Annotated in this window: 16 protein-coding genes; 6 read left to right on the top strand and 10 right to left on the bottom strand. The window is 63.0% G+C overall.

What is annotated here, in order from left to right; translation table 11 throughout:
- The first annotated feature begins 40 nt into the window (after nucleotides 1–40).
- From motA to thpR, 3 genes are all read left to right on the top strand, one after another.
- Nucleotides 41–910 (top strand): flagellar motor stator protein MotA, encoded by an 870-nt coding sequence (gene motA / locus ACR0EF_RS11615; RefSeq protein WP_170341910.1) that lies wholly within the window; start codon nucleotides 41–43, stop codon nucleotides 908–910.
- The gene (locus ACR0EF_RS11610; RefSeq protein WP_170370283.1) at nucleotides 907–3,051 is read left to right on the top strand and encodes a hypothetical protein; all 2,145 of its coding nucleotides are present in this window, start codon (nucleotides 907–909) and stop codon (nucleotides 3,049–3,051) included. Before motA ends, ACR0EF_RS11610 begins: the two co-directional genes overlap by 4 nt.
- A 123-nt stretch (nucleotides 3,052–3,174) precedes the next feature.
- Nucleotides 3,175–3,738, top strand: coding sequence for an RNA 2',3'-cyclic phosphodiesterase (thpR, locus tag ACR0EF_RS11605; protein ID WP_170370284.1), 564 nt, complete (start codon nucleotides 3,175–3,177; stop codon nucleotides 3,736–3,738).
- Here thpR and ACR0EF_RS11600 read toward each other — a convergent pair.
- The 3 genes from ACR0EF_RS11600 to betB all read right to left on the bottom strand — a co-directional run bounded on the left by ACR0EF_RS11600 (nucleotide 3,711) and on the right by betB (nucleotide 9,107).
- Entirely contained in the window at nucleotides 3,711–5,069 is a 1,359-nt protein-coding gene (locus tag ACR0EF_RS11600) for an MmgE/PrpD family protein (protein ID WP_170370285.1), read from the bottom strand. The genes thpR and ACR0EF_RS11600 overlap by 28 nt on opposite strands.
- Nucleotides 5,066–7,510 (bottom strand): GcvT family protein, encoded by a 2,445-nt coding sequence (locus ACR0EF_RS11595; protein ID WP_170372855.1) that lies wholly within the window; start codon nucleotides 7,508–7,510, stop codon nucleotides 5,066–5,068. The genes ACR0EF_RS11600 and ACR0EF_RS11595 overlap by 4 nt, the downstream gene beginning before the upstream one ends.
- A gap of 142 nt (nucleotides 7,511–7,652) precedes the next feature.
- Nucleotides 7,653–9,107 (bottom strand): betaine-aldehyde dehydrogenase, encoded by a 1,455-nt coding sequence (gene betB, locus ACR0EF_RS11590; RefSeq protein WP_170372853.1) that lies wholly within the window; start codon nucleotides 9,105–9,107, stop codon nucleotides 7,653–7,655.
- Nucleotides 9,108–9,294: 187 nt separating this feature from the next.
- On the opposite strand from betB, the gene ACR0EF_RS11585 reads away from it, so the two are divergent.
- Nucleotides 9,295–9,624, top strand: a complete 330-nt coding sequence (locus tag ACR0EF_RS11585; protein ID WP_170372851.1) for a hypothetical protein — start codon at nucleotides 9,295–9,297, stop codon at nucleotides 9,622–9,624.
- Between the two features lie 19 nt (nucleotides 9,625–9,643).
- Here ACR0EF_RS11585 and ACR0EF_RS11580 read toward each other — a convergent pair whose 3' ends face one another.
- Both ACR0EF_RS11580 and trhO read right to left on the bottom strand, forming a co-directional pair.
- On the bottom strand, nucleotides 9,644–10,162 hold the full coding sequence (locus ACR0EF_RS11580) for a potassium channel family protein (RefSeq protein WP_170364636.1): 519 nt from the start codon (nucleotides 10,160–10,162) through the stop codon (nucleotides 9,644–9,646).
- Nucleotides 10,163–10,242: 80 nt separating this feature from the next.
- Nucleotides 10,243–11,148, bottom strand: a complete 906-nt coding sequence (gene trhO / locus ACR0EF_RS11575; protein WP_170372849.1) for an oxygen-dependent tRNA uridine(34) hydroxylase TrhO — start codon at nucleotides 11,146–11,148, stop codon at nucleotides 10,243–10,245.
- Between the two features lie 96 nt (nucleotides 11,149–11,244).
- Here trhO and pncA point away from each other — a divergent pair, with 96 nt between their 5' ends.
- A complete protein-coding gene (pncA, locus tag ACR0EF_RS11570; RefSeq protein ID WP_170372847.1) occupies nucleotides 11,245–11,838 on the top strand; it encodes a bifunctional nicotinamidase/pyrazinamidase in 594 nt (197 codons plus the stop codon).
- 4 nt (nucleotides 11,839–11,842) lie between these two features.
- Here the strand turns inward: pncA and ACR0EF_RS11565 are convergent, their stop codons facing one another.
- Entirely contained in the window at nucleotides 11,843–12,376 is a 534-nt protein-coding gene (locus tag ACR0EF_RS11565) for a hypothetical protein (protein ID WP_170364630.1), read from the bottom strand.
- Nucleotides 12,377–12,542: 166 nt separating this feature from the next.
- Here ACR0EF_RS11565 and pncB point away from each other — a divergent pair, with 166 nt between their 5' ends.
- Nucleotides 12,543–13,835 (top strand): nicotinate phosphoribosyltransferase, encoded by a 1,293-nt coding sequence (gene pncB, locus ACR0EF_RS11560; protein ID WP_170372845.1) that lies wholly within the window; start codon nucleotides 12,543–12,545, stop codon nucleotides 13,833–13,835.
- Between the two features lie 6 nt (nucleotides 13,836–13,841).
- Here the strand turns inward: pncB and ACR0EF_RS11555 are convergent, their stop codons facing one another.
- From ACR0EF_RS11555 to ACR0EF_RS11540, 4 genes are read right to left on the bottom strand one after another with little or no spacing between them, the layout of a single operon-like run.
- The gene (locus ACR0EF_RS11555) at nucleotides 13,842–15,287 is read right to left on the bottom strand and encodes an aldehyde dehydrogenase family protein (protein ID WP_170372844.1); all 1,446 of its coding nucleotides are present in this window, start codon (nucleotides 15,285–15,287) and stop codon (nucleotides 13,842–13,844) included.
- Nucleotides 15,288–15,321: 34 nt separating this feature from the next.
- Nucleotides 15,322–16,920 (bottom strand): ABC transporter ATP-binding protein, encoded by a 1,599-nt coding sequence (locus ACR0EF_RS11550; protein WP_170372842.1) that lies wholly within the window; start codon nucleotides 16,918–16,920, stop codon nucleotides 15,322–15,324.
- Nucleotides 16,917–17,732: an ABC transporter permease gene (locus ACR0EF_RS11545; protein ID WP_170370294.1), complete on the bottom strand. Its 816-nt coding sequence runs from the start codon at nucleotides 17,730–17,732 to the stop codon at nucleotides 16,917–16,919. The genes ACR0EF_RS11550 and ACR0EF_RS11545 overlap by 4 nt, the downstream gene beginning before the upstream one ends.
- On the bottom strand, nucleotides 17,729–18,676 hold the full coding sequence (locus ACR0EF_RS11540) for an ABC transporter permease (RefSeq protein ID WP_170370295.1): 948 nt from the start codon (nucleotides 18,674–18,676) through the stop codon (nucleotides 17,729–17,731). The genes ACR0EF_RS11545 and ACR0EF_RS11540 overlap by 4 nt, the downstream gene beginning before the upstream one ends.
- Nucleotides 18,677–18,687: the final 11 nt, after the last annotated feature.

Genomic DNA, 18,687 nt, shown 5'->3' with positions numbered 1-18,687 from the left:
TGAGCCCCACCCTCAAAGACCGCTCTGCCGGAGAGACCACATGATCGGAATTCTTGGAATCGTCGTTATTTTCGTAATGGTGTTCGGCGGCTACCTCGCCGCCGGCGGCAAGATGGCCATCATCCTCAAATCTCTGCCGTTCGAGATGATGATGATCGGCGGGGCTGCCATCGGCGCCTTTCTGATCAGCAATGACATGTCGGCGGTCAAACACACGATCAAGGATCTGGGCAAGGTTTTCAAAGGCCCGAAGTGGAAGCCCGAAGACTACCGCGATCTGCTGTGCCTTCTGTTCTCGCTGATCCGGCTTGCCCGTTCAAATCCGGTCGAGCTCGAGCAGCACATAGAAGACCCTGAAAACTCAGCCATTTTTGCGGCCTTCCCCAAGATACAGGCGGACAAAGAGGCGGTGGACCTGATTTGCGACACCATGCGGTCGGCGGCGATGAACTATGACGATCCCCATCAGGTTGAAGAGGTTCTGGAAAAGCGGATGGATGCCAATTTCCACCACGCCATGCATTCCAGCCACGCCCTGCAAACCGTGGCGGACGGGTTGCCGGCACTGGGGATCGTCGCGGCCGTTCTGGGTGTGATCAAGACCATGGGCTCGATCGACCAACCGCCCGAGGTCTTGGGCAAGTTGATCGGTGGTGCCCTTGTCGGGACTTTCCTGGGCGTCTTTCTGGCCTACGGGCTGGTCGGCCCCTTCGCCGGAAAGCTGAAAGCGGTCGTGGAGGAAGACAATCACTTCTATCAACTGATCCGGGAAGTTCTGGTTGCCAACTTGCACAATCACAACCCCGCAATGTGTATCGAGGTTGGTCGCCAGAACACGCCGACCCACAATCGCCCCGGCTTCACCGAATTGGAAGAAGCCTTGAAAGAGATCAAGCAGGCAGCAGCATGATCCGGGTTTTGCTCCTGACCCTTGGCCTGAGCGCATCGGCAACTGGAGTGCTGGCAAAGGATGTTCCGGTGCGGTCCGGCGAACATGACGGCTTCACGCGGCTTGTTCTCAGCGTTCCTGCGGGCACCAACTGGAGCCTCGCCCACCGGAAAAACGGTGCGCGCCTGGCGGTCGAATTGGACGACGTGGAATTCAAGACCGGATCGGTCTTTGCACGATTGTCCGCAGGCCGGCTTGAGGCGATATCGCAGGCCGATCCCGGCGCACCGCTTGAGCTGGACTTCGGCTGTGACTGCGCCGCGACCGCTTTTTTGTACAAGGATACGATGATCGTTGTGGACATAGCGGCGCAAAAAGCCTTGCCTCCGCCAAGTCTGGACATTCCATCGATCATGATCCCAGAGCAGACTTCCAAACGTCGTCCACAGGCCGAAGCCCCATCAATTGAATTGGTTGCCCCCCTTCTGCAACTGGATCGCGATGGCCTGCAGCAGCGCCTTTCGACCCGTCTGTTGCAAGGCGCGGATCGCGAGCTTGTCGACCTGAACGTCACACCTCCGGGTCCGCGTGCTTCGGTGCCGGAAGCGCTTCCAGACATCGCGCGGGATCTGCCTGCCCATATCCAGGTAAGCTCGATCCTTGACGAGTTGGGCAAACTGGGAGAGCCACCTCTGCAACCTCTGGAGTCGCTGCCAGCGTGTATTTCGGATGCCGAATTGGGGTTCGACACCTGGTCTGACGGTCGACCCTTTGCGCATCAGGTGGCTGAGCTGCGTGCAGGGCTGTTCCTGGAGTTCGACAGGGTCGACAGATCCATCGCGCTCAAGCTCGCAAAGCTGTTGGCACACTGGGGTTTCGGTTCAGAGGCCATTCAGGTTCTGCAGTTGATGGAAGATGCATCGCCGGAACAGGAATGGGTTCGAGCGGTCGCGCAAATAATTGATGATCAGCCTGTATCAGAGCCTAATCAACTGCTTGGGTCGCAACGCTGCGACGGCGCGGTTGCCATGTGGGCCGCGATGGCGGATGGCCAGTTGCGGGATGATGCGCAGCAGGAACGGATGGAACAGGCGTACCTGAAGCTTCCTGAGCATCTACGCCGGATCCTCGGCCCCCGGCTGGCCGAGATATTCGTCAACTCTGGCCGGCTTGAGGCCGCCCGGCGGGTACTGCGTTCGGTAGATCGCGTCCAAACTCTGCAACACCCCGAGACGACACTCGCGCAGGCAACTGTTGCCGCCGCTGAGGGAGATGCCGACACCAGCGACATTTTGTTGAACGACGTCATCGACAACCCAAGCTCGGATTTGGAAGCCCCGCTTGCCCTGGCCCGGCTTGTTGAAAAGAAGTGGGCAGAGGGTGGGGCCGTTTCGCGACGCCAAATCGATCTGATCTCGGGCTACGCGATCGAACTGCGCAATTCTGAATTGGGCCCGGTCATGGCCCGCGGTCACGCCCTGGCGCTTGCCCTGGGCGGCGAGTTTTCTGCGGCCTTCAATACCATTGATGCCCATCGCGGAGACGAGACCTGGTCCGGCACGCGCAATCGTATCTTGCATCTGACAGCAGAGCGCGCCGATGATCTGACCTTTCTGCTGTATTCAAGTACTCTGAAACCATATGAACTAGAGTCTAATTCGACCGAGACTTCGCTGTTGCTTGCCAAGCGTTTTGCGGACCTCGGCTTTGCCAAGCAAGCCCGAGACTTGACTGATGCAGGTTCGGATGGGACACGCAGGCGCGACCGCGCCATCCTTCGGGCCCGGGCCGCGCTGCTGGAAAACCGACCGGATCTGGCCCTGCGCGAATTGGCCGAGGATCCCTCCGATGTCGCTGAAAGGCTGCGGGCACAAGCCCTGACCGATATGGGCAATTACACGGCCGCCGTTGAGGCTTGGCGGGACATAGGGGATGAAGATACCGCCGCGCGCCTGTCATGGTGGGCGGGGTTCAACTTGGAAGAAGTTGGGGCGAAGGACACCGCGCTGGGGCAGGTCATAGATCTGAGCTCGGCCCTGCGTGTGCCAGTGCAGCGAGAACCGGACAAGCCGATTTCAGACGCTGAACAGCTGCTTGAGGCCAGCGCCGACACGCGGCAGAAGATAGCCGAATTGCTGAACGTGACAACTGAATTGGAATAGTCAGGATCCGCGCGACGAACAGCCGGCTTGTGCGCCTCGCATTGAGAGCATGCGCTTGTCTGAAAGAGCAAGCACCGCCAGACTGCCCGGCAAATTCAACCTTATCCAGATCAGGGGCAACGGATGTCCGGAGCGCTCATTCGGTGTTTTGTCGCCATTCCCGTATCTTCCGAAATCGCCCAGATATGCGCCGACGTCGCGCGCGCAGCACATTGCGGTCGAAGTTTGCCTGCTGAAAACCTTCATCTGACGCTGGCTTTCCTGGGCGACCAGACCCGAAACGCCTTGATCGAATTAAATGATCACCTCGAAGCGCTGAAGCGCCCGGCCTTTTCCATCAGACTGTCCGGGCTGGGCAGTTTCGGAAACTCGCTGCACATGGTGGTAGAGCCCGATCCTGGACTCCTGCACCTGCATGAAAGCGTCCTGCAGTGCATTGGGCGGGCCGGGCTGACGCTGCAACGCCGCCGCTTTCGACCGCATATCACCATAGTTCGGGGTATTGAATCGGCTCTAAACAAGGCCATTTTGCATATCCCAGTTCCCCAAACCACCATGGTGGTGACCCAGTTCAACCTGAACTCTTCCACACTTCGGCCGGACGGCGCACGATATGAAACGCTGTCGACCTATCCTTTGCAACTGCAAGGCTGGTCGGGTCAGGCTGACGACTTCACCGACCGGTAGAGAGGCTGCACTATGTCACTAAACCGGGTGCCGGGATCGGTAAGGTTCAAAACCGCCCTGCTCAGATTCGTGGCAGCAGACCCTCCGATTTCCGGAGAAGAAAACTCGACAAACTTGTCGATGACGTCCTGTCGCGACATCGGAGACTCAGGCCCGCCCCGGGCATGGATGTCGCCCGAGCGGAAAACGCGACCGTCTTGCGTCGTTACCTGAACGTCGGCCCAGCGCCCAGCGGGAAAGCGGGAATTATGGCGGTCCGACTCGGATACGGTGATGCGGCTCAGGAAATCGGCAACCATCGGATCGGACAATCCATCGCCGCCGATGTGCTCGACCCCGATCCGCCCGTGTACCGCAAAAGTCGAGACAGCAAATGGCAGCGAGTATTGCGCCTGCGACGTCGTCTCGGGCATCCCCGAATACAGTTGAACCGCTTCGTGAAAACTGTGGATCTCGACACGGGCGATCTGGTGATGGGTCAGACCGTGCGAGTTCATCACCATGCGCAGCCCGTCTATGGCGGCATGGGCCCAGCGGCAGATCGGATAGGGTTTCACATATTGATGTTCCATCTGCCAAAACGTTCCGAGGTCCTGCCAATAGGGTGCGGCGCGGTCCTCCTCGATGGTGATGGCGGGGGCGCCGGTAAAGCCGCGCTCGGCCAGAATTGCCGCCGACATGCCCACCAGCGCGCCCCAGCCTGAGCCGTCATGCAGCATGGTGGGGTTGGCAATCTCGCGCATCATCTGGCTGCGAGGGCCGTGATATTCGGCAATACCAAGGCCTTGGCGCAACTGGTCCGGTGAATGGCCCCGCAAGCGGGCGGCCATGGCAACCGCGCCCAGTGCGTTCCACGCTCCCGAGGTGTGGTAGTCGCTGACGGTGGCGTGCAGCGCGATACCCGCGCGGCCCGCAATTTCGTAGCCGGTGATGACGGCGGCCAATGCATCGGGTCCGGACAGATCAGGGCAGTGTTCGGCCAATGCGCACAGCGCGGGCACGACCACCACGCCGATATGACCCTTGGTCGGGTTGTAGCCGTCGTGCCCGTCGAGATTGTCGGTCTGCGTGGCGGCCGCGTAGGCCGCGCCTGCCAGACTGACCCGGCGCCCATCGCACAGCATCCGCGCCGAGAATGCAGGATCGGTCGATCCGTACAGCAATGCGGCAGTGTCGCGGGCGATCACGCCGGCCCCCATCGGGGTCGAGGCGATCACGATGCCCAAAGTATCCAGCAGCATCAGGGCTGCCGCTTCGCGCGCGCTGTCGGGCATCTGGTCCGCCGGGCGGTTCAGAACAAACTCGGCGACGCGGGCGAAGGTTTCGGTCACTTGGCACCCTCCATCGCCGGTTTCTGGTCTCGCAGGCGCAGGCCTTCGGGGTCGAACGCAGGCGCATGCAGGATCCGAGCCCTGTGCGGTTTGCCCAGGATGAAGATATGCACCTCGTCACCCGGCTGGGCCACGGCTGGGTTGGCGTATCCGATGGCCAGCGACTTGCCGACCGTATAGCCATAAGCGCCCGAGGTGACGCGCCCGACGGGCGTACCATCTGGGGTGAAGATCGGCTCGCCCCCGCTGGCATCGGCATCGTGGGGGACATCGACCTCGAAAATCGACAGCACCTCGCGCGCGGGATTGTCTTTGATCGCCAGCCAAGCCGCCTTGTGCAGGAAATCCTTGTCTGGCTTGATCAACCCATCCAGACCGACCTCGTGCGGCCAGTACTCCTGCGAATACTCACGCCCCCATGAGCCATAGCCCTTTTCGATCCGCAACGCACCCAGAGCCCGGCCGCCGACCGGCCCTCCACCGCAGGCGCGGGCAGCGTCCAGAATCGCGGTATAGAGTCTGATCTGGTCCTCTTCGGCGCAGTGCAGCTCCCACCCCAGATCGCCGGTGAAGCTGACGCGGATGGCAAGGCAGGTGACCCCGGCAACCTCGATCGTGGCCGAGCGCATGAAGGGGAACGCCGCGTTCGACAGGTCGGCATTGGTCAGCCGTTGCAAGGCCTCTCGCGATTTCGGGCCGGCGATGTTGAAGCCCGCGATGCGGTTGGTGGCGACCTCGAAGGTGGTGCCCTCGGGCAGGTCCACCATGTTGAAGAACCGCTGGTGATAGCGTTCGGCCATACCCGAGCCGATCATCATGTATTCGTCTTGGGCCGTTTTGGTGATGGTGAAATCGCCCGCCACGCCGCCACGCACGGAAATAAGCGGGGTCAGGCAAGACCGCCCCACCTCGGTCGGCACCCGGTTGGCCACCAGCCGGTCGAGCCAGTCATGGGCGCCCGGCCCCTTGATGACGTAGTTGGCAAAGTTCGAGATGTCGATCACGCCCACGCTTTCACGCAGCATCCGGGCCTCGTGCCCCACCGGTTCGAACCAGCTCTGGCGGGTAAAGCCGGTGGTCTCGACCGTCCCGGGCCGGTCGGCGAACCACAGCGGGTGTTCCCAGCCGCAGTTGAGGCCGAAGACCGCGCCCATCTGTTTCTGCATCTCGTAGGCAGGGCGCACGCGGGCCGGACGGCCGGCGCTGCGCTCTTCGTTCGGGAAATGGATGGCGAAGCGGTGGGAATACTGGTCGGCGACCCGCGCCTTGGTGAAGTTCTTGTCGGCCCAGTCGCCAAACCGCGCCAGATCCCAGGCGAACATGTCGTATTGCGGCTCGCCCTCGATCATCCATTGCGCAGCCAACAGCCCCAGCCCGCCCGATTGCGAGAATCCGGGGATGATGCCGGTGCAGCAGAAATAGTTGCGCAGCTCGGGCACCGGCCCCCAGATGGCGTTGGAATCCGGAGACCAGATCATCGGGCCGTTGATCACCCGTTTCACGCCTGCGGTCGCGGCCACCGGCACACGCTCGGTCGCGCGGATCACGTTCTCCATGATCCGGTCCAGATCGTCAGGGAAGAGGTCATGGGCGAAGTCCAGCGGCGTGCCGTCCTCGGCCCAGAACCGCATGTCCTTCTCGTAGGCGCCGATCAGCAGCCCGTTGCCTTCCTGCCGGAAATAATACTCGCCGTCGCGGTCGGCGATCGAGGGCAGACGGCGGCCAAGGGCGGCGACCTCGTCAATCGCCTCGGTCACGAAATACTGGTGCTCGGTCGGTTGCAGCGGCAGGTCCAGCCCGGCCATTGCGGCCACCTCGCGCCCCCACAGCCCGGCGGCGTTCACCACCCATTGCGTGTGGATGTCGCCCTTTTCCGTTCGCACGATCCACGAGCCGTCGGGCTGCTGTTCAGTCCCTATTACGGGGCAAAACCGCTGAATCTCGGCCCCCAGCGCCCGCGCCCCGGCCGCATAGGCATGGGTCACGCCCGACGGGTCCACGTTGCCGCCGTCGGGTTCATACATGATGCAGCGGACATCATCGAACTGCGCCAGCGGATGCAGCTCCATCGCCTGTTCGCGGCTGATTTCATGGAAGTTCAGGCCGTAGAACCGCGCCTTGGCCTCTTGCAGGCGCAGCTGGTGCTCGCGCGCCTCGGTCTGGGCGAGATACAGCGATCCCGGCTGGAACACCCCGCAGCCCTGCCCGGTTTCCTTTTCCAGCTGCTTGTACAGGTTCATCGTGTAGTGCTGGATGCGGGTGACGTTGTTGTTGTCGTGCAGCCCGTGAATGTTGGCCGCCGCGTGCCAGGTGGACCCGCTGGTCAGCTCGTCCCGCTCCAGCAGGATCACGTCGGTCCAGCCCAGCTTGGCAAGGTGGTAGAGGATCGAACAACCGACAAGGCCCCCTCCGATCACGACGGCCTGTGCATGGGTTCTCATTGGGCTTTTCTCCTGACTGGCGGGGACGCGTCACCCCTCTGCCTCAGAAGTCAGCCACAGGACCTGCACACCGTATGCTCTGTTCCCGACCCCAAATGTCGGGAACAGGGCAAGTTGGACCGGAATCCCGATTTGGGAACGTCTAGTAGGGTGCCTCGACGTCGTTCATCGAGACATAGACGGTTTTCATTTCCGAATAGTGGTTGATCGCCAGCTTCGAATTCTCGCGCCCGACGCCCGACATTTTCGACCCGCCGAACGGGGCCTCGACAGGGGCCAGGTTGTAGGTGTTGATGTAGCAGGTGCCTGCCTCGAACCCGGCCACCACGCGATGGGCGCGGGTCAGGTCGTTGGTGAACACGCCGGCGGCCAGGCCGAACTCGGTGGCGTTGGCACGGGCCATCACCTCGTCTTCGGTTTCGAAATCCACCACCGACATGACGGGGCCGAAGATCTCCTCGCGGGCGATGGTCATGTCGTCGGTCACGTCGGCAAAGACAGTGGGCTGAATGTAGAAGCCCGGAAGATCCAGCCGCGCGCCACCATGGACCAGCCGCGCGCCCTCGGCCTTGCCCCTCTCGATATAGCCCAGAACGATGTTCATCTGGGCCTCGCTGACCATCGGCCCGAAATTCACGGCCTCATCCATCGGGTCGCCGATCTTCACACTGGCAAGGCGTTCGGTCAGTCGGCTCAGGAAGGCCTCTTTGATACCCTTCTGCACGAAGACGCGCGTGCCGTTGGAACAGACCTGACCGGATGAGTAGAAATTGCCCAGGATCGCGCCCGAGACGGCGTTTTCGATATCGGCGTCGTCGAACACGATCAGGGGCGACTTGCCGCCCAGTTCCATCGTGACGTGTTTCATGCCCTCGGCCGCGGCGGCATAGACCTTGCGGCCCGTGGGCACCGAGCCGGTCAGCGATACCTTGGCCACACGCGGGTGGGTGACCAGCGCGGCGCCCACTTCGCCATAGCCCTGAACCACGTTGTAGATACCCTTGGGGGCGCCGGCCTCGATCAGGATCTCGGCCACTTTCAACGCCGACAGGGGCGTGGTCTCCGAGGGTTTGAACACCATCGCATTGCCGCAGGCCAGCGCCGGGGCGCCCTTCCAGCAGGCGATCTGGGTCGGATAGTTCCACGCGCCGATACCGACGCAGACGCCCAGCGCCTCGCGGGTGGTATAAACGAAATCACCGCCACCCAGCGGGATGTGCTCACCGGTCAGGGACCCGGCCAGCCCGCCGAAATATTCCAACGCATCCGCGCCCGAGGTCGCATCGGCCACCAGCGTTTCCTGCAACGGTTTGCCGGTGTCATGGGTTTCCAGGATCGACAGCTCGCGGTTGCGGTCGCGCAGGATGTCGGCGGCGCGGCGCAGGACGCGGCCGCGCTCGGTCCCGGTCATCGCCGCCCAGGCCTTTTGCGCGCGCTTTGCACTTGTTAGAGCCTGTTCGATGATCTGCGGCGTCGCCGAATGCAGGCGGGCGATGACCTCGCCCGTGGCCGGATAGATCACGTCGATCGGGGTGCCTGCGGTGTCTTCGACATATTCGCCATCAACAAAGTGGCTGGCCTTGGGCTGAACATTCATTGCGGATCCTTTTTTCTCGGGCCCCGGGGAGTCAGGTGCCGGTCGGTTTCATCCGCAGGTAATGATTATTGATTGATCAGTCAATAAAGCACTGCTTTGGGCGAATTCTTGCCAACAAAAAAAGGGGCCCTCTTGAAAAAAATGGTTAATGTTCCATTTCTGTTCTGCATGATCGGAGGATCACCAGATGGAACAGTCATTGCGCAAATCCACCCCGATGGGGCCGACCAACGACTACCACATTCTGCCCGTCACAGACCGTCAGATGCGCTATGCGCGCGCGATCGCCCAGCAGTCCGCTCTGGAGATCCCGGTCGAGGCGCAGCGCGACCGGCGATCCATGTCCGATTGGATCTCGGCGCACAAGCCGCACGATCCCTCCCCCTTTGCCGACTACCCGACGGGCAAACAGGTGGCCTTTGCCGAGCGGATCTCGCGCACCAAACGCCGCCCGATCCCCAGCGAGTGCTTCCGCGACAAACGTGCGATGTCGCAATGGATTGAGCGGAACAAGTGAAGAAATGTGGCCGGCGGGCTCAGGCGTCTTTGTCATGGCGATGGCGATGCGACCGACCATACAGCCCCACGGCCGCTGCCACGAACAGGCCCAGTAGAATATAGCCGGTAATCGCCTCAGCCACGGCAAGCGCGCGGCACACACCAACTGGCCGCAAGTCACCAAAACCAACCGTCGTGAAGGTAACATACGAGAAATACAGGACATCCGCCGGACCGCGGGCGCCTTCAACGCACAGATCGTAGTACCCGTATGACCCGTAGACTGCAGCGAACAGAAACGGCACGACCTGAATGAAGGAAATCCCCATCAGCAGCAACTGCCGCTTGGGCGAGCGCACAAGCGCAATGTAGTACCAGGTTTGCGAGAACAGCCAAATCGCCAACCCGATGGTGGCTGCGGCTCCGATCGTGTCGCCGGCGGCGGATTCGGTCAGGTGTGAAAGGATGTACCAAGCCAGAGCGCTTAGCATGACAAGGCCCATCGCTGCGATCAGCGTGGGCTTCCAATCCTGCAATGTGGTTGGATCATGCGCCATCGTCCCCCTCCCCAAGCACGGGTACCGGCCATTTTTTAACGCCGGGCGCATCATCGCAAGCTTTTTTGCGGGATTCGAAGCTATTGGCCACCGATATGCTCTTCGCCCCGCGCCCTTGCCAGCGAGATCTGTTTCTGCCGTTCGCGGAACCGGGCCTTGTCGGCCTCGGACGTCTCGTGGATGCATTGGTGGCAGGACACGCCGTGCTCGTATTCGGGGCGCTCCATGTCCTGGGGCAGGATCGGGCGGCGGCAGCCATGACACAGCTGGTGCGGTCCCTCGGCCAACCCGTGCCCTACGGAAACGCGATTGTCGAACACGAAGCACTCGCCCTTCCAGGTGCTGTCCTCGGGCGGGACCTCCTCGAGATAGCGCAGGATGCCGCCCTTCAGGTGATAGACATCCTCGACCCCCTGCCCCAGCAGATAGTTGGTGGATTTCTCGCAGCGGATGCCGCCTGTGCAGAACATGGCGACGCGCTTGTTGTGGAACCGGTCCTTGTTATGCTCCCACCAGGTAGGAAAATCGCGGAAACTGGCCGTTTTAGGGTCGATTGCGCCGTCGAACGTACCGATCGACACCTCATAATCATTGCGCGTATCGATCACCACCACATCATCCGAACGGATCAGATCGTTCCAGTCCTGAGGCTCGACATAGTGGCCGGTGCGGGCGCGCGGATCGACATCCGGCTGGCCCATGGTCACGATCTCTTTCTTCAGGCGCACCTTCATCTTTCCAAAAGGCGGCTGGCTGGCGGTGGCCTCTTTCCATTCCAGATCGGCGCAGCCCGGCAGCGCCCGGATATGCGCCAGAACCGCGTCGATCCCGGCGCGTGGGCCGGCGATGGTGCCGTTGATGCCCTCATGCGCCAGCAGCAGCGTGCCCTTGACCGACTGCACGCGGCATAGCTCCAGCAGCGGCACGCGCAGGGCGTCCGGGTCGGCAAAACGGGTGAAGTGATACAGTGCGGCGATCGTGTACATGGCCGCGATCTAATGCGCGGCCCCCCGCAACGCAAGACACCGCATTGACGACCCCCGCCCGCCCGCCTACCGATAGGGCACGCAAAGGAGGCCGCCATGACCCATGCCCTGATCGTGATTGATGTCCAGAACGACTTCTGCCCCGGCGGCGCGCTGGCGGTTCCCAACGGGGATGAGATCGTCGCACCGATCAACGCCATGATGCCCGATTTCGACGCGGTGATCCTGACGCAGGACTGGCACCCGGCGGGTCATTCCTCGTTCGCGTCATCCCATCCGGGCAAGGCGCCTTATGACGTGGTCGAGATGCCCTATGGCCCGCAGGTCCTGTGGCCCGACCATTGCGTTCAGGGCACGCCCGGCGCCGAATTCCACCCCGACCTGCGTACCGATGCCGACCTGATCCTGCGCAAAGGTTTTCGCAGCGCGATCGACAGCTATTCGGCCTTCTTCGAAAACGACCGCACCACGCCCACCGGGCTGGAAGGCTATCTGCGCACGCGCGGGATCGACCGGCTGACGCTGGTAGGCTTGGCGACCGATTTCTGCGTGCATTATTCAGCTGTGGATGCGGCCCGGCTGGGCTTTGACGTGACCGTCAGAACCGACGCTTGCCGCGCAATCGATCTGGATGGATCGCTCGCAGCGGCGAAACAGGCCATGCGCGACACGGGTGTTACGCTGGTCTAGCGGTTCAGGGCGTCGCTCCCGCCGCAGCCAGGTATTTCAGCAGGACGAACACGATCACCGCAAGGCCAAGGGCGAAGCCAATGCGCCCGGGCACGGTTCTTCGGTCAGGTTTTGCGGGCGCAGGTGTGGCCGGCTGCGGGCGGCGCACCGGATCGCGGCGTTTGATGCCGATCCCAGGCTGCGCGCTGCGAACATGGCGCAGAAAGTCGCGCAGATCGAATTCACCGCAATACTGGCCGCGCAATCCCGTGGCCCGAATATTTGCAAACAGCTGGCGCAGGATCTTTTCGCGGGCCGCGGCGTCTTCGGGCGGATAGAAACCACGCGATTCACCACTGCCGTGGCTGTCCAGAATGAACCCGGCATCCACGAACACCTGACGCAGCTTCGGTGACGCCCCCCTCAGAGCATCGGCCGTCTTCACGTCGCGAAAACGCGCACAGACCGTTACGGTTTTCGGCTCGGTCTTAGCCGACGAACCGCAATCGCCCCCATCTTTTGCAATCGTTACAATATCAAAGTCGTAAGCCAGACCCATTCAACCAACTACTACCTTCTCGTACCATCCCACCGTTTAACTAGACCGCGAAAAGAACAGACATTATGCCCGCATTATGGCCTGTCCTTGGCATTGTTACCAAATCCGCGACTCTTGCCATTCACCGCCCTGATTGATCTAACAACGGAAATGGCAGGAGTTCCCCATGGTCGACATCGCGACCCGTGTCTACAATCACAAATGGAAGATCGACCCGATTGTCCGGTCTTTGATCGACACAGACTTCTACAAACTGCTGATGTGCCAGTCAGTGTTTCGAAACCGACCTCAAACAACGGTCGAGTTTTCCTTGATCAACCGGTCGAATCACGTCCCGCTGGCCAAGCTGATCGACGAGGGCGAGCTGCGCGAACAGCTGGACCACATCCGTTCGCTCAGCCTCAGCCGGGGTGAAAGCACCTGGCTGCGGGGCAATACCTTCTACGGCAAACGCCAGATGTTCCGCCCCGATTTCATGGAATGGTTCGAGAATCTGCGCCTGCCGCCCTATTACCTGGAACGCCGAGGCGACCAGTACGAGCTGACCTTCGAGGGCAAATGGCACGAGGTCATGCTGTGGGAGATCCCGGCCCTTGCAGTTCTGATGGAGTTGCGCTCGCGTGCGGTTCTGAATGACATGCGCCGGTTCGAGTTGCAGGTTCTCTATGCCCGCGCCATGACCCGTGTCTGGGAAAAGATCGAAACGCTTCGCGGCATTCCCGGTTTGGGGATCGCAGATTTCGGCACCCGGCGGCGGCATTCCTTCCTGTGGCAGGACTGGTGCGTGCAGGCGATGATCGAAGGGCTGGGCCCGGCGTTTACCGGCACCTCGAACTGTCTGATCGCCATGCGCCGCGAGGTCGAGGCGATCGGCACCAATGCGCATGAACTGCCGATGGTCTATTCGGCGCTGGCCGAAACCGACGAGGAACTGGCCCGCGCGCCCTATGACGTGCTGAGCGACTGGCATGACGAACATGACGGCAACCTGCGGATCATCCTGCCCGACACCTATGGCACCAAGGGGTTTCTGGACCGCGCGCCCGACTGGCTGGCCGGCTGGACCGGCATCCGCATCGACAGCGGCGATCCGGCCAAGGGCGCCGAGATCGCCATCGACTGGTGGAAATCGCGCGGCGAGGATCCCAGCCAGAAGCGGATCATCTTCTCGGACGGGCTCGACGTGGACAAGATCCGCGAATTGCATGGCCAATTCGCGGGCCGGGTGAAGGTCTCGTTCGGGTGGGGCACGTTGCTGACCAACGATTTCCGCGGTCTGGTGCCGGGGGATGCGCTGGCGCCGTTCTCGCTGGTGTGCAAGGCGGTCTCGGCCAATGGGCGGCCGACGGTGAAACTGTCGGACAACCCCGAAAAGGCGATGGGGCCGAAAGACGAGATCGAACGCTACAAGCGCGTCTTTGGCGTAGGGGACCAAGAAGCGATCGAAGTGATCGTCTAGCCCGGCTCAGCCGTGATGGGCGGCCACGGTTTTCAACTGGGAAAACCCATACAGCGCGTCGAACCCCTTTTCGCGGCCATGGCCCGATTTTCCGACCCCGCCGAACGGCAGCTCGACCCCGCCGCCTGCGCCGTAATTGTTGATGAACACCTGCCCCGCGCGCAGACGTTTGGCCAGCCGCATCTGCCGCGCGCCGTCCCGCGTCCAGACCCCGGCCACCAGTCCGTAATCGGTGCCGTTGGCGATTTGAATGGCCTGTTCCTCGGTGTCGAAGGGGATCAGAACCTGGACCGGGCCAAAGATTTCCTGCTGCGCCAGCGGATGATCGGGCGGCACGTCCCCAAACAGCGTCGGGCGCACATAGGCCCCGCCCGGCGGCGCGTGATCCACGATCCGGCCTTGTGCTGCGATTTCAAGATCGGCCCCCTGCGCCAGAAAGCCGGTTACGATCTGCTTCTGCCGGTCCGAGATCAACGGCCCGACCCGCAGATCTTCGGTCGCGGGGCCGACGGTCAGGTCGGTATAGGCGGCGGCCATGCGCGCCTTGACCTCGGCATAGACCCCGCGCTGCACCAGAACACGCGACCCGGCCGAGCAGGTCTGACCCGCGTTCTGGATGCCCGCATTCACCAGAAACGGCAACGCGGCCTGCAAATCGGCATCATCGAACACCAGTTGCGGAGATTTCCCGCCCAGTTCCAGCGTCACCGGCACCACGTTGGCCCCGGCCGCCTGCTGCACCAGCGCGCCCGTCGCCACGGACCCGGTGAACGAGATATGATGCACACCCGGATGCGCCGACAGGGCCGCGCCCGCCTCGGCTCCGATGCCGGGAACCACGTTCAGCGCACCGGCGGGCAGCCCCGCCTCGGTGGCCAGATGGGCAAAGGCCAGTGCGGTCAGACAGGCCTCTTCCGCCGGTTTCAGAACGCAGGCATTGCCCATGGCCAGCGCCGCCCCCACCGAGCGGCCAATGATCTGCATCGGATAGTTCCACGGCACGATATGGCCGGTCACGCCATGCGGTTCGCGCAGGGTATAGACGGTGTAGCCGTCCAGATAGGGGATGGTCTCGCCCGTCACCTTGTCCGCCGCACCGCCGTAGAATTCGCAATACCGCGCCAACGCCAACGCATCGGCGCGCGCCTGGGTCAGCGGTTTGCCCACGTCCAACGCTTCGAGCAACGCAAGCTCTTCGGTCCTGTTCTGCACCAACTGTCCAAGTCGGGTCAGGATGCGGCCCCGCTCCAGCGCGGTCATCCGGCCCCAGTCACCGTCCAGCGCCGCCTGCGCGGCCTGCACGGCGGCATCGATCTGCGGCGCCTCACCGCGCGCAATCCGGCAGAGCGGCGAGCCGTCGGACGGGTTGGTCAGATCAAGCGTGTCTTCGGTCGCGACCCAATCGCCGCCGATCAGGCACAGGGTGGGATCAAACCAGATAGGATTTTGCATATCTGCCTCCAAAACAGGCTCTAACTAAGGGGTTTCATGCTGCGCCCTGCCCGATCTCGGGCAATTTCGGCACGGCTTGGATCAGGGTTTGCGTATAGGGGTGCTGCGGGTCCGCGAACACGCGCTCGGTCTCGCCCTGCTCGACGATCTTTCCCGACTGCATCACCATCACCCGGTCGGTGATGGTGCGCACAACGCTCAGGTCATGGCTGATGAACAGGTAGGTCAGGTCATAGGCCGCACACAGCTCGGCCAGCAGGTCGAGGATCTGCGCCCGGACCGAGACATCCAGCGCCGAGACGGCCTCGTCGAACAGGATCAGCTCGGGCCGGATGATCAGGGCGCGGGCGATGGCGATGCGTTGGCGCTGCCCGCCCGAAAATTCGTGGATGTATTTCCCCGCATCATCGGGCCAGAGCCCTACGGCGGTCAGCATCTCGGCGATCCGGTCCTGCCGTTCCGCGCCTGTGGGCGGCGTTTCCAGCAGGTGGAAAGGCTCGGTGATCAGGCGGGCGACCCGGTGGCGGGGATTGAAGCTGCCGAACGGGTCCTGGAACACCACCTGCATCTTGCGGCGCACGGCCAGATTGGGTTTGTGCCCGGTAAATACCGGCTGGCCGTCCAGCAGGATCTGACCGCCCTGCACCTCCTCAAGCCCCAAAATAGCCCGTGTCAGGGTCGATTTTCCGCAGCCGGACTCGCCCACAAGTCCAAGGCGTTCGCCTCGGTTCAGCGTGAAACTCACATGGTCCACGGCCCGGTGATGACCCGGCTTTTCGAACAGCCGCGTGCGCGGCAGGCGATAGTCGCGCACCACGTTGCGGACCTCGAGCAGCGACGCAGGCGCGGGCGGCGCAGGCAATGCGACCCGGTGGCCCGAGGCCTGAAACAGCATCCGCGTATAGGGGTGCTGCATGTGGCGCAGCAGGTGGTCGGTGGCCCCGGTTTCGACCACCCGCCCCTTCTGCATCACCACGACCCGGTCGGCCATGTCGGCCACCACCGCCAGATCGTGGGTGATCATCAGAAGGCCCATGCCGTATTCCGTGACCAGCCCTCGCAGCAGATCGAGGATTTGCGCCTGCGTGGTCACGTCCAGCGCCGTCGTCGGCTCGTCCGCGATCAGCAGCCGGGGACGCAGCGCGATGGCCATGGCGATCACCACACGCTGCCGTTGCCCGCCCGACAGTTCGTGCGGATAGCGCGACAGGGGAAGGCGGTCGGGCGGCAGGCCGACGCGGGTCAGAACCTCTTGGGCGCGCGTGCGGGCGGCGTCAGGGGGCATGGCCTTGTGGATCAGGATGGTCTCCATCACCTGATCACCGATGGTCTTCACCGGATTGAGCGCCGTCATCGGCTCCTGAAACACCATCCCGACGGCCGCGCCGCGCAGGCGGCACATCTCGTCCTCGGGGCTGTTCAGAACCTCGTGCCCGTCAAGGCGGACCGAGCCGCCTGCCTCGGCCCCTGCGGGCAGCAACTGCATCACCGCCAGCGCGGTCATCGACTTGCCCGAGCCGCTCTCACCGGTGACGGCCACGATCTGCCCGGGGTCGATGGACAGGCTGACCTGGTCCAGAACGGGGACCCCGTGGATCGACAGCGACAGGTTATGGATTTCCAGCAGGCTCATGCGCGGGCCACCCGAATTCGGGGATCCAGCCAATCGCGCAACCCGTCGCCCAGCAGGTTCAGCCCCAGCACCGACACGATGATCGCCAGCCCCGGAATCAGAGCCAAATGCGGGGCAAAACTGACCATCGTCTGCGCATCCGCCAGCATCCGACCCCAGCTGGGCGTGGGTGGCTGCGCACCGAGGCCGACATAGGACAGCCCCGCCTCGGCCAGAATGCCCAGGCTGAACTGGATGGTGCCCTGCACGATCAGCAGATTGGCGACGTTGGGCAGGATGTGCTCGGCCGAGATGCGCGCCGCGCCCTTGCCCGCCACGCGGGCCGCCAGGATGAACTCGCGCTCCCACAGGGACAGCGCCGCGCCGCGGGTGATGCGGGCAAACACGGGGATGTTGAAGATGCCGATGGCGATGATCGCGTTCACCGCACCAGGGCCGAAGACGGCGGTGATCAGGATGGCGATGACCAGCGAGGGGAAGGCAAAGACCAGATCGTTGCCACGCATGATCAGTTCGTCCAGCCACGACCCCTTGCGCGCCGCGGCCGTCAGCCCCAGCGGCACGCCCAGCGCCATGCCGATGCCCACCGCCACCAGCGCCACCGCGATCGAGGTGCGCGCGCCGACCATGATCATCGAGAATATATCGCGCCCGAAATGATCGGTACCGAACCAGTGCTGCGCATTGGGCGGCTGCAGCTTTTCGGGGATGTTCAGCGCGGCGTGGTCATAGGGTGTCCAGACGAAGGACAGCAGGGCCATCAGCACCACCACCGAGGACAGCCCCGCCCCCAGGATCAGAGACCGGCTCATGTGCGGCTCCGCAACCGGGGGTCGACCGCGGCATAGGCCAGATCGACCAGGAAATTCACCGTGATGACCGCAAAGACCAGCAGCATCACCACCGACTCTACCACGATCAGGTCCCGCGCCGAGATCGCCTGGAACACCAGCCGCCCCAGCCCGGGCAGATAGAAGACCTGCTCGATGATGATCGACCCGGCCAGCAGGAAGGAAAACTGCAGCCCGATGATGGTCAGCACCGGGATCAGCGCGTTGCGCACCCCGTGCCGCCACAGCGCCTGGCGGCGCGACAGGCCCTTGGCGCGGGCGGTGCGCATGAAATCCTCACCCAGAATGTCCAGCAGCGCCGAGCGCATGACCCGCGCCAATATCGCCGCCTGTGGCAGAGCCAGCGCAATCGCCGGCAGGGTCAGCGAGTGCAGCCCGGCCCACAGGCCGTTGTCCCACCCAGCAAACCCGCCCGCGTTGAACCAGCGCAGGTTGATGGCGAAGATCAGCACCAGCATCATCGCGAACCAGAAATTCGGCACCGCGATGCCCAGCTGCGTGGCCCCCATCACCACCAGATCGCCCGGTTTCCCCCGGCGCGCGGCGGCATAGATACCGACCGGAAAGGCGATCAGCGTCGACAGCGTCAGTGCATAGAGCGCCAGCGGCAGCGACACCCACAGCCGGTCGGCCACCATCTGCGCCACCGGCGTGCGATAGGTGTACGAGGTGCCGAAATCTCCGGCCAGCATGCCGCTGACCCATTTCAGATAGCGCTGCGGCCGTGACACGTCCAAGCCCAGTTCGGCGCGCAGGGCGGCCAGCGTTTCGGGCTGGGCGTTCACCCCCAGCATGAACGAGGCCGGATCCCCCGGCGCCACCTCGATCACCGCGAAGATGACCACCGAAGCGACGGCCAGGCTGAGTGTCAGCGAAATCAGACGTTTGAGCGCATATCGGAGCATTGCCGCCACGT

The sequence above is a fragment of the Ruegeria sp. CG8 genome (genome assembly GCF_056537165.1).
This window is presented reverse-complemented; position numbering and strand designations above follow the sequence as displayed.